At 62.1% G+C, this 25,815-nt stretch carries 22 protein-coding genes; 12 read left to right on the forward strand and 10 right to left on the reverse strand.

The genetic code is table 11. From position 1 onward, the window contains the following. Positions 1-25: 25 nt before the first annotated feature. The 6 genes from accC to gcbA form a co-directional block, all read right to left on the reverse strand. On the reverse strand, positions 26-1,381 hold the full coding sequence (gene accC, locus FQ192_RS23390; RefSeq protein ID WP_054044025.1) for an acetyl-CoA carboxylase biotin carboxylase subunit: 1,356 nt from the start codon (positions 1,379-1,381) through the stop codon (positions 26-28). 17 nt (positions 1,382-1,398) lie between these two features. Beyond that, positions 1,399-1,860 carry an acetyl-CoA carboxylase biotin carboxyl carrier protein gene (gene accB, locus FQ192_RS23395; RefSeq protein WP_054044024.1) on the reverse strand — a complete coding sequence of 154 codons (462 nt, stop codon included), beginning with the start codon at positions 1,858-1,860 and terminating at the stop codon, positions 1,399-1,401. Between the two features lie 24 nt (positions 1,861-1,884). Continuing rightward, on the reverse strand, positions 1,885-2,340 hold the full coding sequence (aroQ, locus tag FQ192_RS23400) for a type II 3-dehydroquinate dehydratase (RefSeq protein WP_149660672.1): 456 nt from the start codon (positions 2,338-2,340) through the stop codon (positions 1,885-1,887). A 131-nt stretch (positions 2,341-2,471) separates the two neighbouring features. Beyond that, on the reverse strand, positions 2,472-4,226 hold the full coding sequence (locus tag FQ192_RS23405; RefSeq protein WP_149660673.1) for a protein-disulfide reductase DsbD: 1,755 nt from the start codon (positions 4,224-4,226) through the stop codon (positions 2,472-2,474). A gap of 197 nt (positions 4,227-4,423) precedes the next feature. Beyond that, positions 4,424-6,370, reverse strand: a complete 1,947-nt coding sequence (locus FQ192_RS23410) for a methyl-accepting chemotaxis protein (protein WP_149660674.1) — start codon at positions 6,368-6,370, stop codon at positions 4,424-4,426. Between the two features lie 52 nt (positions 6,371-6,422). Next, positions 6,423-8,093 (reverse strand): diguanylate cyclase GcbA, encoded by a 1,671-nt coding sequence (gcbA, locus tag FQ192_RS23415; protein WP_149660675.1) that lies wholly within the window; start codon positions 8,091-8,093, stop codon positions 6,423-6,425. 290 nt (positions 8,094-8,383) lie between these two features. On the opposite strand from gcbA, the gene FQ192_RS23420 reads away from it, so the two are divergent. From FQ192_RS23420 to FQ192_RS23450, 7 genes are all read left to right on the forward strand, one after another. Next, entirely contained in the window at positions 8,384-9,451 is a 1,068-nt protein-coding gene (locus FQ192_RS23420) for a DUF2333 family protein (RefSeq protein ID WP_149660676.1), read from the forward strand. A gap of 3 nt (positions 9,452-9,454) precedes the next feature. Continuing rightward, the gene (locus FQ192_RS23425; RefSeq protein ID WP_149660677.1) at positions 9,455-10,012 is read left to right on the forward strand and encodes an NUDIX hydrolase; all 558 of its coding nucleotides are present in this window, start codon (positions 9,455-9,457) and stop codon (positions 10,010-10,012) included. Between the two features lie 281 nt (positions 10,013-10,293). Beyond that, positions 10,294-10,665 (forward strand): translation initiation factor Sui1, encoded by a 372-nt coding sequence (locus FQ192_RS23430; RefSeq protein WP_123599678.1) that lies wholly within the window; start codon positions 10,294-10,296, stop codon positions 10,663-10,665. A 217-nt stretch (positions 10,666-10,882) separates the two neighbouring features. Next, positions 10,883-12,796 carry an arginine decarboxylase gene (gene speA / locus FQ192_RS23435; RefSeq protein ID WP_149660678.1) on the forward strand — a complete coding sequence of 638 codons (1,914 nt, stop codon included), beginning with the start codon at positions 10,883-10,885 and terminating at the stop codon, positions 12,794-12,796. 233 nt (positions 12,797-13,029) lie between these two features. Further along, complete coding sequence (locus FQ192_RS23440; RefSeq protein ID WP_149660679.1) at positions 13,030-14,340, forward strand: type VI secretion system Vgr family protein; 1,311 nt, start codon at positions 13,030-13,032, stop codon at positions 14,338-14,340. Then, positions 14,337-15,134 (forward strand): DUF4123 domain-containing protein, encoded by a 798-nt coding sequence (locus tag FQ192_RS23445; RefSeq protein ID WP_149660680.1) that lies wholly within the window; start codon positions 14,337-14,339, stop codon positions 15,132-15,134. Before FQ192_RS23440 ends, FQ192_RS23445 begins: the two co-directional genes overlap by 4 nt. Positions 15,135-15,152: 18 nt before the next feature. Further along, positions 15,153-16,028 carry an alpha/beta hydrolase gene (locus FQ192_RS23450; protein WP_149660681.1) on the forward strand — a complete coding sequence of 292 codons (876 nt, stop codon included), beginning with the start codon at positions 15,153-15,155 and terminating at the stop codon, positions 16,026-16,028. Here the strand turns inward: FQ192_RS23450 and FQ192_RS23455 are convergent. Both FQ192_RS23455 and FQ192_RS23460 read right to left on the reverse strand, forming a co-directional pair. Then, the gene (locus FQ192_RS23455; protein ID WP_149660682.1) at positions 16,022-17,371 is read right to left on the reverse strand and encodes an MATE family efflux transporter; all 1,350 of its coding nucleotides are present in this window, start codon (positions 17,369-17,371) and stop codon (positions 16,022-16,024) included. The two genes, FQ192_RS23450 and FQ192_RS23455, sit on opposite strands and share 7 nt — an antisense overlap. A 156-nt stretch (positions 17,372-17,527) precedes the next feature. Then, entirely contained in the window at positions 17,528-17,821 is a 294-nt protein-coding gene (locus FQ192_RS23460; RefSeq protein ID WP_133839339.1) for a hypothetical protein, read from the reverse strand. A 294-nt stretch (positions 17,822-18,115) separates the two neighbouring features. Here FQ192_RS23460 and FQ192_RS23465 point away from each other — a divergent pair, with 294 nt between their 5' ends. From FQ192_RS23465 to FQ192_RS23485, 5 genes are all read left to right on the forward strand, one after another. Next, positions 18,116-18,418: a MazG-like family protein gene (locus tag FQ192_RS23465; protein ID WP_017336358.1), complete on the forward strand. Its 303-nt coding sequence runs from the start codon at positions 18,116-18,118 to the stop codon at positions 18,416-18,418. Further along, positions 18,418-19,167, forward strand: coding sequence for a methyltransferase (locus tag FQ192_RS23470; protein ID WP_149660683.1), 750 nt, complete (start codon positions 18,418-18,420; stop codon positions 19,165-19,167). The genes FQ192_RS23465 and FQ192_RS23470 overlap by 1 nt, the downstream gene beginning before the upstream one ends. 12 nt (positions 19,168-19,179) lie before the next feature. Next, the gene (locus FQ192_RS23475) at positions 19,180-19,794 is read left to right on the forward strand and encodes a DUF4136 domain-containing protein (protein ID WP_149660684.1); all 615 of its coding nucleotides are present in this window, start codon (positions 19,180-19,182) and stop codon (positions 19,792-19,794) included. Positions 19,795-19,849: 55 nt separating this feature from the next. Next, positions 19,850-20,404, forward strand: a complete 555-nt coding sequence (locus FQ192_RS23480; RefSeq protein WP_149660685.1) for a DUF4136 domain-containing protein — start codon at positions 19,850-19,852, stop codon at positions 20,402-20,404. 198 nt (positions 20,405-20,602) lie between these two features. Further along, positions 20,603-22,579 carry a pilus assembly protein TadG-related protein gene (locus FQ192_RS23485; protein WP_149660686.1) on the forward strand — a complete coding sequence of 659 codons (1,977 nt, stop codon included), beginning with the start codon at positions 20,603-20,605 and terminating at the stop codon, positions 22,577-22,579. On the opposite strand, the gene FQ192_RS23490 is transcribed toward FQ192_RS23485, so the two are convergent. Together FQ192_RS23490 and FQ192_RS23495 are read right to left on the reverse strand one after the other, a co-directional pair. After that, a complete protein-coding gene (locus tag FQ192_RS23490; protein WP_149660687.1) occupies positions 22,549-25,317 on the reverse strand; it encodes a PAS domain-containing protein in 2,769 nt (922 codons plus the stop codon). The genes FQ192_RS23485 and FQ192_RS23490 overlap by 31 nt on opposite strands. Next, positions 25,314-25,754 (reverse strand): TadE/TadG family type IV pilus assembly protein, encoded by a 441-nt coding sequence (locus FQ192_RS23495; RefSeq protein WP_149660688.1) that lies wholly within the window; start codon positions 25,752-25,754, stop codon positions 25,314-25,316. The genes FQ192_RS23490 and FQ192_RS23495 overlap by 4 nt, the downstream gene beginning before the upstream one ends. Positions 25,755-25,815 lie beyond the last annotated feature (61 nt).

Raw genomic sequence — 25,815 nt, forward strand, 5'->3', positions numbered from 1 at the left:
CGGCTTTGTTGGTCTGGATCACATCTTAATGCTGGTTAGCCAGCTTGTGTTCCAGGTAGTGGATGTTGATTCCACCTTTGCAGAAGCCTTCATCGCGGACCAGGTCGCGGTGCAGCGGGATGTTGGTCTTGATACCGTCGACAACGATTTCGTCCAGCGCATTGCGCATGCGCGCCAGGGCTTCGTCACGGGTTGCGCCGTAGGTGATCAGCTTGCCGATCAACGAATCGTAGTTCGGCGGAACGGCATAGCCACTGTACAGGTGCGAATCGACGCGAACGCCGTTGCCGCCTGGCGCGTGGAAATGCTTGACCGTGCCTGGGCTTGGCATGAAGGTTTTCGGGTCTTCGGCGTTGATTCGGCATTCAAGTGCGTGACCACGGATGACGACGTCTTCCTGGGTATACGACAGCTTGTTGCCAGCGGCGATGCTGAGCATCTCCTTGACGATGTCGATGCCGGTGACCATTTCCGATACCGGGTGCTCAACCTGAACGCGGGTGTTCATTTCGATGAAATAGAACGCGCCGTTTTCATACAGGAACTCGAAAGTACCTGCGCCACGGTAGTTGATGTCGATGCACGCCTTGACGCAGCGGGCGAGGACTTCAGCACGAGCCTTCTCGTCGATGCCCGGTGCCGGCGCTTCTTCGAGAACTTTCTGGTGACGACGTTGCAGCGAGCAATCGCGGTCGCCCAGGTGGATCGCGTGACCCTGGCCATCGGAAAGCACCTGGACTTCCACGTGACGTGGGTTGGTCAGGAATTTTTCCAGGTAGACCATCGGGTTGCCGAACGCCGCGCCAGCTTCGGAGCGAGTCAGTTTGGCCGAGGAGATCAGGTCTTCTTCTTTATGCACAACGCGCATGCCGCGACCACCACCGCCGCCAGCGGCCTTGATGATCACCGGGTAGCCGACTTCACGGCCGATGCGCAGGGCAGTTTCTTCGTCTTCCGGCAGCGGACCGTCGGAACCCGGAACGGTTGGAACACCGGCCGCGATCATGGCGTGCTTGGCCGATACCTTGTCGCCCATCAGGCGAATGGTGTCGGCTTTCGGGCCAATGAAGGCGAAACCGGAGTTCTCGACCTGTTCGGCGAAATCGGCGTTTTCCGCGAGGAAACCGTAGCCTGGGTGAATAGCGGTAGCGCCGGTCACTTCAGCCGCGGCGATGATCGCCGGAATGTGCAGGTAAGACTTTGCAGCCGATGCCGGACCGATGCAGACGGATTCGTCCGCCAGACCCAGGTGCATCAGCTCTTTGTCTGCCGTGGAGTACACGGCGACGGTCTTGATGCCCATCTCTTTGCAGGCACGCAGGATCCGCAGGGCGATCTCACCGCGGTTGGCGATCAGAACTTTTTCCAACTTCGCAGTCATCAAAGTCTCTCCGCGGTTCAAACGATGGTGAACAGCGGTTGGTCGTACTCAACCGGCTGGCCGTCTTCGACGAGGATGGATTCGATCACACCGCTGGTTTCAGCTTCGATGTGGTTCATCATCTTCATCGCTTCAACGATGCACAGGGTGTCGCCTTTCTTCACGGTCTGGCCCACTTCAACGAAGGATGGCGAGGACGGGGAAGACTTGCGATAGAAGGTGCCGACCATAGGCGAACGGGCAACGGTGCCGTTCAGTACGGGGGCGGCCGGAGCAGCAGGGGCGGCAGCAGCCACCGGAGCAGCGGCAACAGGTGCCGGGGCCGGAGCGTGCATTGGCGCAGGAGCGTAGTACTGCTGAGCCGGGGTCTTGCTGTGACGGCTGATGCGAACGGACTCTTCGCCTTCCTTGATCTCGAGCTCGTCGATGCCGGACTCTTCCAGCAATTCGATCAGTTTCTTAACTTTACGGATATCCATGAATCATCAACTCCCAAGGGTCGGTCAGGGGCGTTTAGCTTGTGTTTCAAGCTGTTCCAGGGCGGCCTCCAGGGCCAGTCGATAACCGCTGGCGCCAAGGCCGCAGATCACTCCCACCGCTACATCGGAGAAGTAAGAGTGATGGCGGAAAGGTTCGCGTTTGTGCACGTTAGACAAATGCACTTCGATGAATGGGATGCTCACCGCCAGCAGCGCGTCACGTAATGCGACGCTTGTGTGAGTAAAAGCTGCTGGATTGATCAGAATGAAGTCCACACCTTCGCTGCTGGCAGCGTGGATGCGGTCGATCAATTCGTACTCGGCGTTGCTTTGCAGGTAGAGCAAATGATGGCCGGCTTCACGGGCACGGCGTTCCAGGTCCTGGTTGATCTGCGCCAGGGTGGTCGCCCCGTAGACGCCCGGTTCGCGGGTGCCGAGCAAGTTCAGGTTGGGTCCGTGCAGAACCAGTAGCGTCGCCATCTGCTGTTCCTTGTTATCTGTGTGCAATTGTCAGAACCCGGCGACTATGCCGCAAAGCCTTTGTGACTGTCCAGTTCTATGCAATAGCCAGCACGATGGCCGATGTTTGCGCGAAATATATGACCGAGTGATTAAATCCGGTCATTCGCTTTGACGACACGTTCGGCGAAGTCTTTCGCATTGATCTCGCCGATCACTCGCACATCGGCACGTTCGGCGCCGTCTTTGCCGAAAAACATCAGCGCGGGCGGGCCAAACAGCTTGTAGCGGTCGAGGAGGGTGCGTTGCTCGGCATTGCTGGCGGTGATGTCGAAACGGATCAATCGATAACCCTGCAGATGTTCGACGACTTTGGTGTCGTTGAGCACCTCGTGCTCGATGACTTTGCAACTGATGCACCAGTCGGCATACCAGTCCAGCAACAGCGGAGTGCCGGACGATTTGGCTTCGGCGAGGACACGGTCGAGGTCGGCTGGCGTGCTGACGGTTTGCCAGGCGTTGCTGGTTTGCGTTTGGTTGGCAACCACGGTGCGGCCCAGCGGGTTGAGCAAGTCACCCTGGCCGCTGAAAGCGCCATACCAGCAGGCCATCGCGTAAAACAGCAGGAACAGGCCGAGCAATTGCCCGAGGCGCTTTCGCGGCGGTTTATACACAAACTCCAGCGCGCCCAGGAACAGGCCGACGCCACCCCATAGCAAACCCACCAGCAGCAAGGTGACCTGGCCCGGTACGACGCGGCTCAGCAAACCAATCGCCAGCGCCAGCAACAACACGCCAATCGCGTTTTTCACATAGACCAGCCACGGGCCGCTTTTCGGCAGCCAGGCCGCACCGCCGGTGGCTACCAGTAACAGCGGCGTGCCCATGCCCAGGCCCAGCACGAACAGTTTCAATCCGCCGCCCAGCGCATCGCCGCTGGCGCTGATGTACAGCAGCGCACCGGCCAAGGGCGCGGAAACGCAAGGTGATACCAACAGGCTGGAAACCACCCCCAACACCGCCGCGCCCCACAACGAGCCGCCCTCGGTGCGCCCGGCAATCCGGTCCAGTCGGCTGCTGATGAAGTGCGGCAGTTTCAGCTCAAACACGCCGAACATCGCCAACGCAAACACCGCAAAAAATGTGGCGAACGGCACCAGCACCCAGGCCGATTGCAGGCGGGCCTGAAGATTGAGCTGCGCGCCGAACATCCCCATCAGCGCGCCGAGCAGGGCGAAACACGCGGCCATCGGCAGCACGTAGGCCAGGGACAGATTGAAGCCGCGCACCCCGCCAATCTGGCCGCGCAGAACCACGCTGGACAGGATCGGCAGCATCGGCAGCACACAGGGCGTAAACGTCAGGCCCAATCCGGCGAGGAAGAACAACGCCAGTTCGCGCCAGCTCCAGTTTGCCGCCGTGGTGGCGACCTTATCGGCAACCACCGCGCCGTTGCCATCAATGCTCAACCGCTCGGTTTCCGGCGGATAGCACAGGCCTTTGTCGGCGCAGCCCTGATAGGTCACCACCAATGTAAACGGTCGTTGATCGGTGCGCGGCAGTTCTACATCGAGAATCCCGTGGTACACCTCGACATCGCCGAAGTACTCATCGTGCTTCTTTTCACCGTCGGGCAGTTGCGCCGCGCCGAGGGCGACATCCGCCGGATCGGCGCGAAACTGGAAACGGTGACGATAGAGGTAGTAACCCTCGGTGGCGACGAAGCGCAGCTTGATCGATTGCGGCGTGCTGTCTACCAGGCTCAACTGAAAGGCTTCGCGCACCGGCAGGAAATCGGCGCTGTTGTTGATCGAACCCAATGTCGAACTGGGCCGACTGTCCAGCAACCCGGTGGCGGAGGCCGGCAGGGCGAGCACTAACAGCAGCAGGCAAAGCAAACGGCGCATGACAATCTCGCGTGTTGGACGTGGGGGCATGATAGCGGACAGCGACGCGGATTGCCGCCGTACCTGTGGGAGCGAGGCTTGCCCGCGAAGAACGATAACGCGGTACATCAGGCAGACCGCGTTATCGTTCTTCGCGGGCAAGCCTCGCTCCTACAGGTGCCCCGATCATTCCCACGCACGGTGAAAACGATCATTAATCAGACGCGGAAGGCCTGGACGGCGGTGTGAAGCCGCCCACCCAACACCAACAAATTCTCCCCTTGCTCACGCCCCTGGCCAATCCTCAGCAAATTATCCCCACCCAACTGATGAATCCGCTCGCTGTGATCGCGGATCTCGCTGACCGCGCCACTTTGCTGCGCCGTGACATCGGCAATGCGCACCGCCGTGTCGGCGATGGTCTGGATCGCGTCGACGATTTTATCCAGCGCCCCATCCGCGTCTTGTGCCTGATTGGCCGTGGCTTCGGCATGTTCGACTTGCGCGCGCATGCCTTCCACCGATTGCCGCGCTGCCGTTTGCAGGCCGGCGATCAAGGTCTGGATTTCGGCAGTGGCGCCGGCGGTGCGTTGGGCGAGGGAGCGCACTTCTTCGGCGACCACCGCAAAACCACGGCCCATTTCCCCGGCGCGCGCCGCTTCGATGGCCGCGTTCAGGGCCAGCAGGTTGGTCTGGTCGGCAATCGAGCGGATCACCGTCAGCACGCCGCCGATGGTCGCCGACTCTTCGGCCAGGTGTTCGATCATCTGCGCGTTGCCTTGCACCTCGCCCACCAACGCATGCAGCCCGGTCAGGCTCAAGCCGATGACCTTCTGCCCATGCTCCACCGCCAGCCCGGCATTACGGCTGGCATCGGCGGCCTGGCTGGCGTCGCCGGCCACTTGCTGAATGGTGGCTTCCAGTTCGCCCAGGGAGTCGCGGATCAGCGCGGTGTCGCCGGCCTGATGCTCGGCGCCGCTGTGCAGGTCGTTGCTCAACTCGGCCAGGGTGCGGCTGCTGCCGGCGACTTGTTCGGCGTTGAGGCGAATGGTCCCTACCAAGTCCACGAGATAAGCACGCAAGCGATTGAGCGAGGCCTGGATGTCATGCAGTTCGCGGTTGGTCTTGCCCAGTTGAATGTCCTGGCTGAAGTCACCTTCGGCCCAGGTCGACAGGGCGGGTGCGAGGTTGGTCAGGGTTCGGGCCAAACGGCGTTGCAGGGTGTCGATCAACAGTGCGATCAGCAGAATCAGACCGATCATCAGCCCTTGCATCAAGCGCACTTCGCCCTGGATCTGCCCGTGCTGGGCGCGTACCACCGGTTCCAGGCCGGCGATGGCTTGTTGCACGGCGGCGATTTTCAGGTGCGTGGCGGCGCTCAGGTCGGCGCGTTTTTGAATTTGATCGCGGGTGCGCGCCAGTTCCGCCGGGTAGCGGGTGAGCAGGCCGTTCAATTCACGCTTGAGGCCGACGCCGGCATCTTCGGCCACGGCTTTTTCGGTGTTCTCCAGGCCCATCATCGCGTTGAAATCGTCGCTGCTCGATTCCACGCTGGCCGTCACTCCAAGCAGCGGCAACGCATCCAGTTGCGTCGCTTGGGCGCGAATGCTGGTGACCTCGCGCTCGACATCAGCGGCCAGTTCGCTGCGCCCGCTGCTGACCAGTTTGTCCCGGGCCAGGGACAGCTTGCCCAAGTGCTGGGAGGCGGTGAGCAACGGCGTCAGGTAGCTCGCGTTTGTGCTGGCGTACTGGCTGAGCTGATCGAGGCTGGCGCCCAGTTCCCGTTCGGCTTGCAGTAATAGCGCTTGCGGATCCCCCGCAAGTTTGCCGGCGGCCAGCAGGTCGGTCTTGCTGAATTCTTCCAGGCTCGACAGGCTCGGGCGCAAGGACTCAGCCAAGGTCGGGGGCAGTTCGGTGAGTTCTTTTTGCAGGCCATCGATGGCCTGGCCGGCACTGCTCAAGCGCAAGGCATCGCCGCTGGACAGGTAATCCTCGACGTTACGCGCCACTTCATTTTGAAACTGCTGGGATAAACCGAGGTAGCGCTCCATCAACAGATAGGGGCGCTCCAGGGCTTTTTGCGACCACCACAGCGTGGCGCCGAGGGCGACGCACACGGCGATCAGCAGGAGAGTATTGAGATTGGTCAGCAGCTTCAGGCGCATAACGGGTCTACCGACGGCAGAATGGTAAGCGCCTGAATTTATTGCGTTTGTGTTACAGGGTTATGACCGACTCAGTGGATTCCGATGAAAAAGTGGCACTTTGCTTTGACGCCCGCGCGGCCTGCACACGGTTGCGCCCGGCATCCTTGGCGCGGTACAGCGCCTCGTCCGCCTGGCTGGCCATCATCAGGCTGTCGGAATCTTCGCGCAGCTCCACCACCCCGGCGCTGAAGGTGCACCAAAGGTCTTGCGGTTGGGCCGGGTAGTGAATTTCGGCAAAGCGCTGACGGATTTCGTCGAGCACCTTGTGGGCCGATTCGACATCGGTGTCCGGCATGACAATGGCGAACTCTTCACCGCCGTAACGGCCAATGAAGTCGGTCTTGCGCAAGCGTTGCTTGAGAAACAGCGCCAAGCTCTTGATCACCCGGTCGCCCATGGGGTGGCCGTGGCTGTCGTTGACCCGTTTGAAGTGGTCGATGTCGAGCATCGCAAAGCTCAACGGCTTGTTCTCGCGACGGGCGCGGAACGAGCAGTCTTCGAGCAATTGCAGAATGTGCGTGTGGTTGTACAGACCGGTGAGGCTGTCCCGGACCATCCGCGCCTTGAGGTTACGCGCACGGGCGGCGCGGTTGCGCACGGTGGTGATCAGGTGCCGGGGCTTGATTGGCTTGGTCAGGAAGTCGTCGCCGCCTTCGCTCATGGCGTCGAGCTGCTTGTCCAGGTCGTCCTCGGCCGACAGATAAATGATCGGCACGCTGACATAACGGTCGTTGTGGCGGATCACCTTGGCCAGTTCGGTACCGGTGCAGGCCGGCATGTACATGTCGAGGATGATCAGGTCGGGCTGGAAATCCGCGAGTTCGGCCATGGCCTGGATCGGTTCGATCAAGGTCCGCGTGACAATCCCGGCGCTGTTGAGCAGGCGCTCGGTGTGTAGGGCCTGGGCGCGGGAGTCGTCGATGATCAGCACTTTATAGGGTTCGTACTGGGCGACGCAGGTCAGGACTTCGATCTTCTCCAGCAGGCTCGAGGCTTCGAGGGTGCCGGTGAGGAATTCCTGGCCGCCGGCGCGCACGGCGGCGAGCCGGGTCGGGGTGTCGGTTTCGTGCAGGCTGAAAAACAACAGCGGCAGTGGTTCGTCGAGGCCGACCTGGGCTTCGGCGGCCAGTTTCAGCCCGATGCCGGGGCCGCTGAAGTCCACATCCATGACAATCGCCGCCGGCAAGCGCTCGACCATCGAGGAGCGAAACGCCGAGACGCTGTCCAGGGACTGGGCGCTGAGGCCGAAGAATTCCAGTTGCTTGGCCAGCCGCTCGGCCCGGTCGTGATCCTGCAACATCACGTAGATCGGCTTGCGCAGCGGCGGCAGGAACGTCTGGTCCAGTTGATCGCCGTGACGCAGGCCGGTGCGCGACAGGCGCTGCATCAAACGGTTGAGGTCAGTGATCAGGCCGCTGCTCAGGCGTCCGCGATTGGCGTCCACCGCTTCCAGCGACTGGCCGATGTGGCGCGCCAGTTGCGAGTGTTCCGGTTGTTCGAAACGCTCGGCAAAGAGCAGCAGGCGCAGGTTGGCCTCGCTCAGCTCGGACAAATCGGTGGTGGACCACTCGCTGCGTTGCAGGCGCTGCCATATCTCAAGAATTTGACGTGCCTGATGAATTACCCGCTGGGCAAAGTGGTGCTTGAGGCGCTCACGGCTGGGGTCTTCTGGCTCGGTCATATCCTGACTACTAGTTAGGGTGCATGCTGAGATCGACTGGTGGCTCTATGCTAGCACCTCTTTTCCGTCACATGAGTGTCGTACGTCAATAATCTGCAAAGCGACCTCATTCAGTTTCTGACCGACTGGTCGCATAGGCTCCAGGGCTGTGCTTCATTTATAGTGGCGCCTCGATCGCCGCGATTGTATGGCTCGTTGTTTCCCGCAGGATTGAGGTGCGGTAAAAAGCGGCACGATGGCGTAGGGTTGTGGTCGAACCGATGAACTCAAGTGATTGAAAGGATATCGCCATGCTGGACTGGAAGAACCGCGCGGGCAGCGCACCCGAACGTGCCGCTGAACCGAAATCGGCCACCCGCAGCTACGTCAGCGGCCTGTTGTTCAGCCGGGCGCTGGCCACTCTGATTGCCATTTACCTGTTGGTGACCATCGGCCTGGGCTGGTACTGGAGCGAAGAGCCTGCGCTGTTTCCGGTCCAGCAAAATGCCCAGGTCGCGGCCGAGCAACAAGGCAAGCAGATGGTCGTCGGCTACACCACGGTGGAAACCCTCAAGACCGTCGCCGGTACGTTGCTGACCAAACCGGGCGGCTACATTTCCAACGACCGCTTCCCGCCGGGCCTGTGGATGGACAACATGCCGAGCTGGGAATATGGCGTGCTGGTGCAGGTCCGCGACCTGACCCGCGCCCTGCGTAAAGACTTCGCCCGCTCGCAATCGCAGTCGGCGGAAGACTCGGACCTGGCCAAGGCCGAGCCGCGTTTCAACTTCGATAACAAGAGCTGGATCTTGCCGTCCAGTGAGTCGGAGTATCAGGAAGGCATCAATTCCCTGAGCCGCTACCAGGCGCGCCTGTCCGACCCGTCGCAGAAAAACGCGTTGTTCTATGCCCGCGCCGACAACCTGAACAACTGGCTGGGCGATGTCGGCACCCGTTTGGGTTCGTTGTCGCAACGCCTGTCGGCCAGCGTTGGCCGGGTCAAGCTCAACACTTCGCTGAAAACCGAAGTGGTGGTGCCGGGCCAGGTACCGCAGGTTGACGAAGAAATCGTCGAAACCCCGTGGATGCAGATCGACAACGTGTTTTACGAAGCGCGCGGCCAGGCCTGGGCCTTGTCCCACCTGTTGCGTGCCATCGAAGTCGACTTCGCCGACGTGTTGGCGAAGAAAAACGCCACGGTCAGCGTGCGCCAGATCATCCGTGAACTGGAGGCTTCCCAAGAGCCGGTCTGGAGCCCGATGATCCTCAACGGCAGCGGCTTCGGCGTGTTGGCCAACCACTCGCTGGTCATGGCCAACTACATTTCCCGGGCTAACGCGGCGGTGATCGATTTGCGTCAACTGCTGAACCAGGGCTGATTCATGGTTGATAACGCCAAAGAGGCCGCCCATCGCGCGGCCTCGGATGCCGAACAGATCGCCTGGGTCGACGAGCAGGACAACCTGCTCGGCGGCTTGGTCCGCCGCGACTTGCGCGAACGCGGGCTGATCGGGCGCGGCACCTACATCATGCTGTTCAACTCGGCCGGTGAACTTTGCGTACACCGGCGCACCCTGAGCAAAGCCATTTATCCCGGTTACTGGGACGTGGCGGCGGGGGGCATGGTCCAGGCCAACGAGAGCTACGCCGAGTCGGCCGCCCGAGAGCTGGAAGAGGAACTGGGGGTAAGCGGTGTGGAACTGACTGCCCATGACCATTTTTTCTTCGAAGACACCGGCAATCGGCTGTGGTGTTCGGCGTTTTCGGCGGTGTGGGACGGCCCGTTGATCCTGCAGCCGGAAGAAGTGCTTGAAGCGCGCTTTATCCCGATCGATCAGGTGATGCTGGAAATCCAGCAAAAGCCTTACTGCCCGGACTCTTTGGCCGCGTTGAAGCGTTATCTGCGGGCTCAGCAAACCGACGTCGCAAAAGAGCCATAAATTGGCGCCGATTGGCTCTTAGCAAGTCGGCTTTTTGCCGTTACACTGCGCGACCTTTTCAAGCTGAACCGACATGGCTCTTTGCAGGAGCGAAGCTTGCTCGCGAAGACGGCGGCACATCCGGAATGGATGTGCCTGACACACCGCTTTCGCGAGCAAGTTTCGCTCCTACAGGTCTGTACCGTTTCAGTAGCGCTGCCCCTGCCTGAGTGGGGCTTCGCGGTCGATGGCGTCCTCCCGGGTTGCCGCGGCCAGTCTTTGTCCTCCCAAGAGGATTGCCGGTGGCCAAAAAAGCCGCATCCTTCGCCGCCCTAGGTGGCCTGGTATTTTCCACCGACGCAGGTCGTCATTGCCCGGATTGCAGTAAACCGGTGGACGCCTGTATCTGCAAACAGACCGTGATCCCGGCCGGCGACGGCATTGCTCGCGTGCGTCGCGAAAGCAAGGGGCGTGGCGGCAAGACGGTGACCACCATCACCGGCGTGCCGTTGGCTCTGGATGCGCTCACGGCCCTGGCGACCACCTTGAAGAAGCGTTGTGGCACCGGTGGGGCGTTGAAAGACGGCATCATCGAAATCCAGGGCGATCATGTCGAGCTACTCTTGGCCGAGCTGATCAAGCTGGGTTTCAAGGCCAAGAAGTCCGGCGGCTAGCAGCTTCTGTGAAAACCACCCTCGGCTTGATCCGGTCCTGATTTCATTCGGTCCGGCGTCGCCTACATGGTTTTCACAGAGCCTGTTCTGACTGGTTTCTAAACTCACTGCGCTCAGCGAGGTCTATCCCCTCGTTGACGAACCGTCATTTTCATTCTTTAGACTGCGCCGGCCTGAACCCAGGCGACGCTCTATGACTTCTTTATAGGGGACTTCAATGTCCGTAAGACGCACACGCAAAGACGATGGCAGCCAATGGACAGTTGCGGACAGCCGCAGTGTTTACGGGATCCGCCATTGGGGGGCCGGATATTTCGCGATCAATGACGCCGGTCGCGTCGAAGTTCGTCCGAACGGTCCGACCAGTTCGCCTATCGACCTGTTCGAGCAAGTCGACCAACTGCGCAAAAGCGGTTTGTCCTTGCCATTGCTGGTGCGGTTCCCCGATATCCTGCAAGACCGCGTGCGTCAGCTGACCGGCGCGTTCGACGCCAACATCGAGCGCCTGGAATACCAGAGCAAATACACCGCGCTGTACCCGATCAAGGTTAACCAGCAAGAAGCGGTGATCGAGAACATCATTGCCACCCAGGACGTGTCCATCGGCCTGGAAGCCGGTTCCAAGCCTGAGCTGCTGGCCGTGCTGGCCCTGGCGCCGAAGGGCGGCACCATCGTCTGCAACGGCTACAAGGACCGCGAGTTCATCCGCTTGGCGTTGATGGGTCAGAAGCTCGGTCACAACGTGTTCATCGTGATCGAGAAAGAATCCGAAGTTGAGCTGGTGATCGAAGAAGCGGCCTCGCTCAAGGTCAAGCCACAGGTTGGCCTGCGCGTGCGCCTGTCGTCCCTGGCCTCGTCCAAGTGGGCGGACACCGGCGGCGAGAAATCCAAATTCGGCCTGTCGGCGGCGCAGTTGCTGTCCGTGGTCGAGCGCTTCCGCGCTGCGGGCCTGGATCAAGGCATTCGCCTGCTGCACTTCCACATGGGCTCGCAGATCGCCAACCTGGCGGACTACCAGCACGGTTTCAAGGAAGCGATCCGCTACTACGGCGAACTGCGCAACCTCGGCCTGCCGGTGGACCACATCGACGTCGGCGGCGGCTTGGGCGTGGACTACGACGGTACGCACTCGCGTAACGCCAGTTCGATCAACTACGACATGGACGACTACGCCGGTGTCGTGGTCGGGATGCTCAAGGAGTTCTGCGACGCGCAGAGCCTGCCGCACCCGAACATCTTCTCCGAGAGCGGCCGCTCCCTGACCGCCCACCACGCGATGCTGGTGGTGCAAGTGACCGACGTCGAGAAACACAACGACGACGTGCCGAAGATCGAGAACAAGGAAGAGCTGCCGGAAACCGTGCAGTGGCTGGTTGACCTGCTGGGCCCGACCGACATCGAGATGGTCACCGAAACCTACTGGCGCGCCACGCACTACATGAGCGACATCGCCGCCCAGTACGCCGATGGCAAGCTGACCCTGGCGGAAAAAGCCCTGGCCGAGCAGTGCTACTTCGCGGTCTGCCGTCGTCTGCACAACTCGTTGAAGGCGCGTCAGCGTTCGCACCGCCAAGTGCTCGACGAACTCAACGACAAGCTGGCCGACAAGTACATCTGCAACTTCTCGGTGTTCCAGAGCCTGCCGGACACCTGGGCCATCGGCCAGGTATTGCCGATCCTGCCGCTGCACCGTCTCGACGAAGAGCCGATGCGCCGTGCGGTGCTGCAAGACCTGACCTGCGACTCCGACGGCAAGATCAAGCAATACGTCGACGAGCAGAGCATCGAAACCAGCCTGCCCGTGCACGGCCTGAACGAAGGTGAAGACTACCTGCTGGGGATCTTCCTGGTCGGCGCTTACCAGGAAATTCTCGGCGACATGCACAACCTGTTCGGTGACACCGACTCGGTGAACATCTACCAGAACGCCGACGGCAGCGTTTACCACGCCGGGATCGAGACCCACGACACCATCGAAGACATGCTGCGCTACGTGCACTTGTCGCCGGAGGAGTTGATGACCCACTACCGCGACAAGTGCGCCAGTGCGCGCATCACTGCCGCCGAGCGTACCCAGTTCCTCGACGCGCTGCGCCTGGGCCTGACCCGCTCGTCTTACCTGTCTTCTTGAGGTAAGGCACTGTTCCCATCGGGTTGTCTGAAAATGTTCCGCACGCTGCGGAAATTTCAGATGACCCGGTGCGACATTTCCCTGTTTTCAAACGAAATGACTCACATCGACGGTTGTTAAAGCGATGTGGTCTTCTTTTCGCGTAGGTCATTTCCTAAGTTGTACTTCGGCACTCTACTCGGCCATGTCTCTCGGCGAGAATCCCCGGCCGCCCCTCCTGTAGAGAATCGCCGATGTTCGATCCAGTCAACGAGCCGTCATTTCGTCTGGACGTAGCGGGCCTGCCCGACGCCTTTGAGGTCCTGGCCTTTACCGGCAGTGAAGCCATCAGCGAACCGTTTGTGTTCGAGGTGGACCTGCTGATCGATGACCCGACACTCGACCTTGCCAGCCTGCTGTATCGCGGGGCGTTCTTGCAGTTCGAAGCCTCGGGCACCGGTATCCACGGGCAATTGCATGAACTCGTCCAGCGTGAACATGGCACCTTGTCCCGGCTGTGTCGTGTGCGTCTGCGGCCGAAACTGGCGTGCCTGGCCCAGCGCTTCAGCCAGCGCATTTTCAGCGGGCGTTCGGTGCCGCAGATTCTTGGGCAGGTGCTCAAGGAGCATGGGATTGCCGGCAAGGACTGGCGCCTGGCCTTGAGCAGCGATTACCCGCCCCGGGATTTCTGCACGCAGTACCGCGAATCGGACCTGCAATTTTTCCAGCGCCTGTGCGCCGAAGAGCGTCTTCACTACCACTTCGAGCATTCCAGCCGAGGGCACTGTTTGATCATCAGTGACGATCAGGGGGCCTCGCGCCATGGGCAAACGCTGGTGTTCCAGGGTGAAAGCGAGCCGTGCGCAGTGTCTCGGTTCGAGGTGCAAGTTGGTGTGAATGCGGCGCCGGTCGCCGAGGGCCGGACGACCCTGACGACGTTGCGCAGTGGTCAGTTGATGCCGCTGGCCGGTCATCCGGTCAATGAATGGAATGATGTGTGGCGCTTGATTGAGGTTGAGCACCGGGGCGGCCAGGAGCCGCTGTTTGCCTATGCCAACACGATTCGCGCCGTGCCATGGGAGGCGCCCTGGGTGGCCACCCATGGGCCGGCGAAACCCCGGATGCTCAGCCTGCAACGGGCCTGGGTCGTCGATGTCGAGGAGGCCCAACCCGATCCGGCGCGTCCCGTGGCGGTGCAGTTCGACTGGCTCTATCAAGGCGAAGGCGCAAAACCGGATCACTGTTGGCTGCCCCTGGCCCCCGAACTGAACAACGCCGCCCGTTCGCAATGGAGGGCAGGGGCCGAGGTGGTGGTCAGTTTCATCGAGGGCGATCCGGACCAGCCGTTGATCACCGGGTTGCTGCAAGGCCCGCCGTGCGTCAATGAACCTGAAGTGACGAGCGCGGTGCAGCCTGAATCAGCAGGTTTGCTGGCCTTGCTGCGATCGAGCGAACCCTTGCTGTTGCTCTGCCTGCTGCCGGGCGGCGGTAGTTTCAGTCATTGTCGGGAGCAGGTCTGCACCTGTCGGGCGGCAACGCTGTTTGGCCAGAGCGGTGCGGCATGATCGGCGTCCAGACGCCAGACCCGACCTCGCAATGGCTGTTGCTGGATGTACCCGGTGCGCCTGGCGCGGCGGCCATGCTGCGGCGACGATTCACCGATGTGCGCTGGTGCTGGTTGTTCGAAGACACCGAGTTGCATTCCTTGCGCGAGCACGGACCGGCGCTGATCGAACTGCGGGACTGCCCGGCGCTGATCGAGTTTTGCTACAGCGAGCCCCACACCTGGCAAGGTTTGCTGCTGGTCAGCGAGGCGTCGGTGGCCCTGCTGCTGGCGCATTTGCGGCGCATGCTCACGGTGTCGCTCGGCCTGCATCACCGGGCGTTGCTGAGCTATTACAACCCGCACTGCGCCAGCTACTTCTTTGATGCCTGTGATGCCGAGGAGCTGAGCCGCTGGCTTGGCCCGATCAGCCAGTTGCGCTGGTTCGGCGGGACCTGGGCCGATCGGGCCATTGGCAGTCAGGGCTGGCAGAAACTGCTCAATCCGGGACTGGCGGTCAGCCCGCTGGCGGTCGAAGAAAACCTCAGCCCGCGCCAACAGGAAAAGCTGCAAACCTGTGTGCTGGAGCAACATGCCTGGCACTGGAGCCGATCCACTGGCACTGAGTACAACCGCTTGTGGTCCCATGTGCAGGAAGGCCTAGCGCTGGGCTTTAGTGAACGGCCGGTACTGGATGGCTGGTTGTGGCTACGCTTGCAGTGTCCGGGCGCTTTGCCCGCGCAACCCTTGCCGGGGCAGACCCAGCAGGAACGACTCGATTACCTGCGCAATCGCTGGCAGGGCGATCAACCCTGACACGAGGATGTCACCGACATGGCGAACACAATTCGACGACTGTTCAAGGCGTGTATCGGCGGGGTTTTACTGGCCATGGTGGTTGCCTGTTCGCCACTGAAAATGCTCAATGCCCTCACCCCTGACGGCACTTTCGACAAGACCGACGGCATTGCTTATGGCGGTGATCCACGGCAAAAACTCGATGTGTATGTGCCCCGGTATCCGGTGAAAAACGCGCCGGTGGTGGTGTTTTTTTATGGCGGCAGCTGGAACAGCGGTTCACGCAGCGATTACAGCTTTGTCGGCGAGGCGTTGGCCTCCCGAGGCATCGTCGCGGTGCTGGCGGATTATCGTTTGTATCCACAGGTGCGTTATCCGCTGTTTCTAGAGGACTGCGCCAAAGCCGTGGCCTGGGCCCACGACCACATTCGTGAGTTTTCCGGGGACCCTGAGCGGATGTTCCTGATGGGCCACAGTTCGGGGGCCTACAACGTGGCGATGTTGGCGCTGGAGCCGCCGTTGCTGGAGGCGGTGGGCATGTCGCCCCATGATCTGCGTGGCTGGATCGGCCTGGCCGGGCCGTATGATTTTCTGCCGATCAAGAATCCCGAGGTGCGCCCGGTATTTTTCTGGCCAGATTCACCGCCGCAGTCACAGCCGATCAATCACATCAGTCGCGGGGCGCCGCCGGCCTTGTTAATCGCGGCAAAGGACGATGACGTGGTCAACCCGACCCGCAACACCGGCGGCTTGGCGAACAAACTGCGGGCGGCCGGGGTTGCGGTTCAGGATCGATACTATGCCCGCACCAGCCACGCCACGCTGGTGGCGACGCTGTCCCGGCCCCTGCGCGGCCTGGCGCCGGTGCTGGATGAGGTCACGTCTTTCGTCAAATCCACGCCGAGTCAGTGAACGCGGCCGGCAAACCAGCCATCGTTCTGGCGCAAGCGCCAGGCAATCGCGCCAAGCGTCAGGCTGCGCAGCAACATGAACAGCAGGAAAGTGATCCACAGCCCATGGTTGCCCAGACCTTGCAACGCCCAGGCGAAGGGCAGCAACAGCAGCATGGTCAACAGCATGCCGTTGCGCATTTCCCGGGCGCGGGTGGCGCCGATGAACAACCCGTCCAGCAGGTAACTCCAGACCGCAATCAGCGGCAGGGCGGCGAGGTAGGGCAGGTAGACGAACGCGGTGTCGCGCACGCTCTGGATGTTGGTTTGCATCTCGACGAACAGATGCCCGGCGAACAGAAACAGCGCGGCAAAGCCCAGGCTGGCGATCAACGACCAACCGGCGGCCACCACCAATGAGCGGCGCAAAGCATCGCGATCCCGCGCGCCGATGGCGTGGCCGCACAGGGCTTCCACGGCGTGGGCCAGGCCATCGAGGGCGTGGGCGGTCAATAACAAACCGTTGAGCAGCAGCGCGTTGGCGGCGACCGTGGCATCGCCCAGCCGCGCGCCTTGTACGGTGATCAGGAAAAACACCGATTGCAGCACCAGGCTTCGGATGAAAATGTCGCGGTTGACCGCCAGCAGCGGGCGCCAACTCTGCCACAGCGCCAGGGCGGCCCAGGCGATGTGGCCGGGATAGGCGCGCAGGGCCTTGCGCGTCATCAACAGGCCGATCAGCGCACCGGTCCATTCGGCAATCACCGACGCTCGGGCGGCGCCGACCACGCCCCAGTCCAGGCCGAGGACGAACCACAGGTTCAGCGCGATGTTCACCAGGTTAGTGCCCAGCAGAATCGCCAGCGGCGCCCGGGCGTTCTGGGTGCCGAGGAACCAGCCGACCAGCGCGTAACTGGCCAGCGCTGCCGGCAGGCCAAACAAACGGGTGTGGAAAAATTCCCGGGTCAGTTGATCCAACTCGGCCGACGGTTGCATGAAGTGCAGCGCCACGCCGCTCAACGGAATCCCCGCCGCCCCGAGCACGATGGCCAGGCCCATGGCCAACAGCAGGCCCTGCAACAGAATCTGCCGCAACGCCGCGCCATCCCCGCGCCCGGCGGCCTGTGCGGCAAAACCGGTGGTGCCCATGCGCAGAAAACCCATGCCCCAGGCCAGGAAGGTATACAGGCTGGCCCCGACGGCGACGGCGCCCAGTTGATGGGCGTGGGGCAAGTGACCGATGACGGTGCTGTCGACCAGCGCCACCAGCGGTACGGAAATGTTCGAGAGGATCATGGGGGCGGCGAGGGCCCAGACCTTGCGGTGGGTCGGGCGGTCGCGCCAGTCGGCGATCAGGTTGGACATGCGGGCTCCTTGGGGAGCGGGCATTGTAGCGACAGTTTGCGTGATCTTTCCCACGCTCTGTGGGAATGACTCCTGTGACGCTCTGCGTCACGTCGTCAGGGACGCGGAGCGTCCCGGGCTGCATTCCCACGCAGAGCGTGGGAACGATCAGGGGTGTCAGTGGATGATCCAGCTCAACAACCAAAGCCCCAGCAACAACCAGATGATCCCCATGATGATCGACGCATTCATGAACGCCCGGATCGCCGACCACAACAGCATCAGCCCGATGATCAGCGCGATGATGCTGATGATCGAGGTGTCCATGCCCAGTGTCCGGGACAGCCCTTCGACAAAGTTGCTGCCGGCATGGCTGAGGATATTGAACAGGCCACTGAGGCCGTCGACGATAAAGCGGATGACCGAACCGAGTGCCTGGCCGAGCCATTCAAAGAAACTTTCTACCTGCATGTGGGCGTCCTGATGATGGTGGTGGCAAGGTTGCCGCGCCTGACTTGGGCCGCGGATCGTAGTGCCGAGTTCCCTACTAGCATAGAGGGTTTGACTTGCCCCTGTGGCAGGGCTTTTGTGGCGAGGGAGCTTGCTCCCGCTTGAGTGCGCAGCACTCACCCAAGGGGCCGCTGCGCAGCCCGACGCGAGCAAGCTCGCTCGCCACAGGTTCGACACCCATGGAAAAGCGCGCAATCTCCGGGACTTGCCTTCACCCGCCATCCCCCCGAAGCTATACGCCTTCAGGAGAGCCCGATGAACCTTGTTGAACTGACCGAACGCCTGCACGCCATCCGTGACCGTAATGACTGGCGCCAATTTCACAGCCCGAAAAACCTGGCCATGGCCGCGAGCGTGGAAATGTCCGAGCTGGTGGAAATCTTCCAGTGGCTGAGCGAAGACCAGTCCCGCCAATTGCCCGCCGACAAACTGGCCCACGCCGGGCAGGAAGTCGGCGACATCGTGCTCTATCTCTTATTGCTGTGCAGCGAGTTGGGGTTGGACATGAACGAAGTGGTGCGCAGCAAACTCGCGGACAGCGAACGGCGGTTCAGCTGATGAGCGACCGTCATTTCGATCAACTGGCGACCCGCTTCGCGGAAAAAATCTACGGCGGGGCCAAAGGCGCGATTCGCCTGGCCGTGCTGCAAGCCGACCTGGCGGAAACCCTGCCGGACCGTCCGCTGCGCGTCCTCGACATCGGCGCCGGCCTCGGTCACATGTCGCTGTGGCTGGCCCAGCGCGGGCATGACGTCACCCTCGCCGAACCGGCCGCGCCAATGCTCGAAGGCGCGCGCCAACGCTTCGCCGACGCCGGCCAGAGCGCGACCTTCATTCAAGCGCCATGGCAGGATTTGCTCGGCCAGCTCACCGAACCCTACGACCTGGTGCTGTGTCACGCCGTGCTGGAATGGCTGGCCGAACCCCACGCGATCCTGCCGGTGCTGCATCAACTCACGACCAAGGAGGGCTGGCTGTCCCTGGCCTTCTATAACCGTGACGCACTGATCTACCGCAACCTGCTCAAGGGACACTTCCGCAAAATGCGCAAGAACGACATGGCCGGTGAGAAGCAGAGCCTGACCCCGCAACAGCCCCTTGATCCACGGGAACTGGCGGCGCAACTTGAAGGTCTGTGGCAGGTCGAAACCCAAAGTGGGGTGCGGGTTTTTCACGACTACATGCCGGTGGAATTCCAGGCCCGCGCCGAACTGGTGGACTTGCTCGAAATGGAACTGGCCCACCGTCGCCACCCAAGCTTTGCCGGGCTTGGGCGTTACTTGCACTGGATCTGTCGGCCGATCTGATCGGAGAACAACATGAACGCGCGTTCAGGGTTACTGCTGATGTGTCTGGGGTTGGCCGCCTGCCAGGGCAGCAACCCGTATGTGGCGACGTCCAACCCCTTGCCGCCGGCGCCCGCGCAAGCGGCGAATACCTTCGACCGCAGCGCCTACCCGGCGCCGCCCCGGGACTACGGGCGTTACCGCAGTTGGGCCTGGCTCAACGGGCAACTGCCGCCGGGTTCGGCCTGGGCGGATTCGGCGCAAGTGGCCGAAGCGGTCAGCAGCGCCCTCGATCAGCGCGGCTTGCGCCCATTACACGATAATCGCCCGGCGGACCTGTTGGTCAGCGCCAACCTGCATCTGGAAACCCGCTTGCGCCAGGTTCAGGACGACTACGGTTATTACGGCGGCGGTTATGGCGGCTACCGCCGATATGGCGGCGGTTACGGCATGTACGAAACCGTGCCGATCGTGCGCACTTATTCGGAACAGGTTGTGGTGGTGCGTGTCGATCTGTTCGACGCCGGCACCGGTCAACCGGTGTGGAGCGCCAGCGCCGAAACGGCGAACCAGGGCAATCAAAGCCAGCGTGTCGATGCGATTCGGGAGGCTGTGGAAAAGGCCATGTCGGCGTATCCTCCCAGTTAGCTTCTTGTAGATAAGAAGCATTGCGCAGGTTCATGTCTTCAATCGGAGAACCATCATGTTCCGCCCTCTCGTATTACTGGCTGTGGCCGTGCTGCTCAGTGCCTGCGCCCACCAGGTCAACCATGATTTCGACGCCAGCCGCGACTTCGCCGCCTATCGCAACTGGAGCTGGAAAGAACCCGCCCTGCAATACCGCCCCGATGACCCGCGCATCAAGAGCGACCTGACCGAACAGCGCATCCGTCAGGCGGTGACCGATCAGCTCGATCAACGCGGCTTGCGTCCCGCCGCCGGGGGCCAGAAGGGTGATGTGAATGTGCAGGCCTACCTGATCGTCGAAGACCGTCAGCAACAAGTGACCACCAATTACGGCGGCGGTTGGGGCGGCCCATGGAACGGCTACTGGGGCGGCCCGATGTACAACGAAACCCGCAACGTCAGCTACAAAGTGGCGACCATCCAGATCGACCTGCTCGACGGCAAGGACGGCAAACTGGTGTGGCGCGGCAGCGACGAGCAAATTCTCAGCAGCTCGCCCAACCCGGCAGATCGCAGCAATGCCGTGCGCGAAACCGTGGGCCGGATCCTGGCCAACTACCCACCCCGATAAACCCCACAATCCCTGTAGGAGCAAAGCTTGCTCGCGAAGACGTCGGCACATCCAAAACGGATGTGCCTGACACACCGCTTTCGCGAGCAAGCTTCGCTCCTACAGGTTTTGTGTGGCCGGCAACCTCGCCAACCCTTGTCTACACTGCAATTTGCCAATGGAGGCAGCACAAGGTGTGCGCCGGCGAAGGAGTGCGCGATGTCGCAGTTTCGCGGCCCGGTCCGGCAACGGGGGGCTATCGGTTTGATGGCGGCGCTGACCTTGGGCATGGCCCTGGTGTTCCTGCTGCTGGTGGTCGATAGCGGTCGGCTGTACCTGGAAAAACGCAACCTGCAACGGGTGGCGGACATGGCGGCCCTGGAGGCGGCCAGCCGGGGTGGCGATTGCGCCGCCGGTGCCACGGCCACCACGTATGCCACCGCCAGTGCGACACGCAACGGTTTCATCCTGCCCGACCCCACTCGCACCCTGGCCGTCACCTGCGGCGCCTTGAGCCTGGACGCCAACAACCTGCGGGTATTCGGCGCCGATCCGAGTAAAAGCGAAGCCATTCGAGTGATCGCCAGCCATGCCGTCCCGCGCAGCATTGCCGGGGGCATCGGCGCGCTGTTCGGCGGTGCGCCCGCCGGATCGACCCTCAACCTGAGCGCCACCGCCGTCGCCGCATTACCGCCGCCGGTGGCCGCCCTGACCATTCGCAGCACCTTGCTGAGCGTTGATACCAGCAAGTCCGCCATGCTCAACGCATTGTTCGGTGGCTTGCTCGGGGGCAACGTCAATATCAGCGTCGCGGGCTGGAACGGATTGATCAATACCAACATCAGCCTGCTCGGTTACCTGGACCGCTTGAAACTGGACCTCGGCCTGACCGTCGTCGGTTATGACCAGGCTCTGGGTACCGCCGTCAACGTCAGCCAACTGATCCAGACCGCCATCAATGTGCTCGACCCCGGCGGCACGCTGGGGGCGACCGTGACCATCGCCAGCCTGCAAGCGCTCAAGGTTGCGGCGGGTACCACCAAGGTGGTGCTGGGCAATCTGCTGCATGTCGAGGCCGGCAGCAACATCGCGGCGCTGGCGACCAACATCAAGGTGTTCGACCTCGTCGAGTCATTTGTGCAACTGGCCAACAAGAAGAACGGCCTGGTGGCGACCCAGCAAATCAACCTGGCGGGGCTGGCGCAAATCACGGCCCGGGTACAAGTGCTGGAACCGCCGCAGTTGTCGGCCATCGGCAACCCGAAAAATGCGGCGCTCGCGCCGTTGGGGCCGAATCGGATTTATGTGAAAACCGCCCAGGTGCGCACGCTGCTGTCGATCAATTTGCCGGTGCTGGATGCGATTACCCCGCTGGTCAACGCGGTGGCCGATCTGGCCGGGCCGTTGACCAATACGCTCAACGCCTTGCTCAACCTCAATCTGGTCGGCGTGCTCGATTCGCTCACTTGCCTGTTGGGCGTGCCCTGCCAGACGCCCGACATCATCGTGCTGCCGGCGCCGATCCGCCTCGATGTGGCGCTGGACGTGGCCAGCGCCAACAGCTACGTCACCGCCTACAGTTGCCTCAGCCCCACCAGCAAAACCCTGACCACCAACACCAGCACATCATTGGTGAACCTGAAAATCGGCACGATCGATCCGGCCATGGCGTTCGGCAGCAACATCACGCCGCCCACCGTGGTGGCGCAGCCGTTGAAGGTCATCGATATCGGCGTGAAAACCTGCCAGCGCTTCCTGTTGGTCTTGCCGTTCAACTGCACCCCGCGCACGCCGGGTGTCGGCGGAGGGCTCGATATCTCGGCCAACACCACCGTGGGTTCGAACGCCAACATGCCTCACGTGTATGCCGCACCCGCCGCCGCCAACCTGCCGGACATCAACCAGCCGCCGTTCTATTACTCCTTTGCCACCACCAACGTGGTCAGCAGCCTTAACGACACCCTGAACAACCTCCAGCTCAACATGTATGGCCCGTCGGGCAGTCTGGTCAGTGTGCTGGGGACGATCCTCAGCTCGGTCAAAACCTTGCTGGTCAACGCGATCAATAGCGTCCTCAGCCCCTTGCTCGACACGCTGATCAACACCTTGCTGGTGAGCCTGGGCATTGACCTGAACAAAGTTGATGTCGGCGCCAACCTCAGCTGTCACTCAGGCCGCGCCTCGCTGGTGATCTGATCGTCCGGGGCAATCGGCAGCTCGATACAAAACCGCGCGCCCTCGCTCGAGTTGCGCACGCTCAAGCGCCCGCCCATGTTTTCGACGATGCCATAACTCACCGACAACCCCAGCCCGGTGCCGACGCCCACCGGTTTGGTGGTGAAGAACGGTTCGAAAATCCGCTCCAGCAAACGCGGATCAATGCCGCCGCCGTTGTCCTCGACCCACAGCCTCACCGACTGAGCATCGCGTTCGGCGTACACCGAGATCCACGGCTTGAAATCCCGATCCGCCTCGCGCTTGCCGAGCAACGCGTCCCGGGCGTTGACGATCAGGTTGATCAGCACCTGTTCCAGTTGATCCACATGACCGCGCACCTGCACCGCAAAATCGATCTCGCTGACCCGCAGTTCCACGCCTTTGCCGCGCATGCCTTCGGCCAGCAGCGCCAGGGTGCCTTCGATGGCCTCGGCCGGGTTGAACGGATGCTGCTCGACCTCGGAGCGGCGACCGAACACGCGCATGTGGTCGACGACCCGTGCCGCCCGCTGCACCTGCGTGTCGATGCGCTTGAGTTTGTCGGTCAGGTAATCGATTTGCACATCGCCGTTGCCCAGGCGCTTGAGCACATTGACGATGGCCATGCGCATCACGTTCAGCGGCTGATTGATTTCATGGGCCAGCCCCGTGGCCATTTCGCCGAGGGTGGCCATTTTCGCGCTCTGGGTCAGTTGCTGCTGGGAGCGGCGCACGTCCGTGTTGTCGCGGCCCACGGCCTGGACTTCAAGCAAACGGCCCTGCTCGTCGAACACCCCGCGATCCGACCAGACCCACCAGGCGTGTTCCCGTCCCGGCAATTGCAGGTTGATTTCCGCGGTGCTGACCGGGCATTCCGGGCTCAGTTGCCCGATCCGTTGCAGGAAGGCGTCACGCTGTTCCGGCGACATCCAACTGCCCAGGTTCACTCCGGGCAATTGATCGGGTTGGCATTCCAGGTACGTCGCCAGCGGCCGGTTGCCAAAGCTCAGGGTCAGGTCCGGGCGATAACGGCAGATCATCGCCGGGGAGTCTTCCACCAGTATCCGATAGCGTTCTTCGCTCTGTTTCACGGCCTCGGCCGCCAGGGTTGCTTCGGTGACGTCCAGCCACAAACCGACGGCTTCCACCGGCAGCCCGAGGTCGTCGCGCAACAGCTTGGCTTCGTCGAGCAGCCAGTGATAATCGCCGCGCCTGTCGCGCAGTCGATACCGGGCGCGCACCGAGCCCTGACGCAACAGCTGCCGCGTGCGCTCGAAGTAGTGCTCGCGGTCGTCGGGGTGCACCCGTTCCACCAGTGAGCCGTTGCTGATATCGGCCAGGTTCCAGCCCAGCAGCGGCAACAGGCTGTCGCTGAAAAACGTCGGTTGCAGCGCCCCTTCGACGTAGCGCTGCACGTAGATCACCGCCGGTGAACTGGCGATCAGATTGTCCAGCCGGGCATGGGCCGCTGCGGCCTGTTGCTCCTGGTTCTTGATGTCGCTGATGTCGAGCATGAACCCCACCAAACGACGGTTTTGGCCGAGGCCCAGGGCCTGGCCTTGCAGGCGATACCACGCTGCGCTGTGTGGCGCGTCGGGGTGATGCAGGCGCACGCACAGGACGAATGTCGTGCCTTCGTCGCGCAAGGTGTGCAAGTGGCTGCGCAGTTCTTCGCGGTCGGCCGGGTGGACCTGATCCAGCCAGTCGTGCAGCGGCAGTCGGCCGGTCGACAGGTGCAAGGTGTTGGCCAGTGACGGCGCCAGTTGCACCTCGGCCTGCTCGCTGAACAGCTCCCACCAACCGGTACCCAGCAAGGCTTGCAACGACTCCAGCCGCTCCAGTTGCAGGTGATGCCAGTGTTCGCGCAAACGCTCCAGCAACGGGCCGGCGAGGGCGGCGCACAGGTGCAGCCAATCGCGCTCGGTCACGTCCGGCGCCTGCTGTTGCGCGGGGTAGAAACCACAGAGCAGCCAGGCGACCACGCCCTGGGCATCGTGATAGGGCACGGCCAGGCCCTCGGCATTGCCGAACGTACTTTGCAGGCGCGGGTGTTCATTGAGGGTCATGCGCTGGGGGGCGGAGCCGCTCAAGCTGTCGAGGCCGGCACCCAGGTGTTGCCCGGTCTGCCACAGCTGCGGAGCATCGAAAGCGGCGAACTGCTGGTGAACCTGCCAGCCTTGTTCCTGCTCGTCGAGCAGGGCCACGGCGAGGCACGGGATGTGAAAGCGTTGCGCCAGGCCTTGCAGTTGTTCCGTCAGCACCTCGGGCAGGCGCGACAGGCTGCACAAGCGCAACTGTTCGCTGATCTGCGTCGCCAGGAACTGGCAGTGTTCGCGGCTTTGCGCCTGCCGCCGTTCCAGCAACAAGTCGCCGATGTCCATCAACTGCAACAGCCAGGTGTCGGCCAACGGCTGGACCCAGCCGCGCAGATGCAAGGGTTGGCCGCTGAGGCTGAAGAAATCCAGGTCCAGGCTTTGTCCCTGCCAGTCCGCCGGTTTGCCTTCGACCACCAACACGCTTTGCGGCATGAGGTAGTCAAGCAAGTGCGGGGTTTGCCCGACCGGCATCGACGGGGCCAACACATGGCGCAGCGGACCGGTCAGGTGCAGCACCCGACCCTCGGCATCCACATGCACTTGCAGGCCGATGCTGGGCACGTTCAAAGGCTCTGGTGCTTGAGAGGAGGGCGGCGATTGGCGATGGAGCAGGCGCCCGAACAGCGTGTCCCCGGAACTCAAAATTGCAGGCTCGAACTGGCCGTCAGATTGGCCGGCAGATTGGGCACCGCACCGATGCCCGGCAACACCAGGAACGGGATGACCTGATTCAGCTTGGCGACCGGATAAGTGATGCTGACCTTGAGGACCCCGCCGGTGTAGGTGGCCGCCGTGTCGGTGGCCACATTGAAATTCAGCGCGGCAGGAATCCACGACAGTTGCCGGGCCAGTTCGGTGGTCGCCAGGGCGGTGACGGCGGTGTTGTAGTTGGCGGTGCCGGGGTCCAGCGCCACGCTGCGGCGCACCGCTTCGGCGGTGGCCTGGTTGAATGACTGCATCAGCAACAGCGGCAGGTTGTAACTCACCAGCCCATAAAACACGGCAAAAAAGATCACGAACACCAAGGCGAATTCAATCGCGGCGGCGCCTTTTTGCTTGCGGGGGAGGCCTGCTTTCATGACTGCGTCTACCCTGACAATCACTGCGTAATATCAGCATAGAATCATTCAGCCAAAACGG

The sequence above is a fragment of the Pseudomonas sp. ANT_J12 genome, assembly GCF_008370045.1.
Lineage (GTDB): Bacteria > Pseudomonadota > Gammaproteobacteria > Pseudomonadales > Pseudomonadaceae > Aquipseudomonas.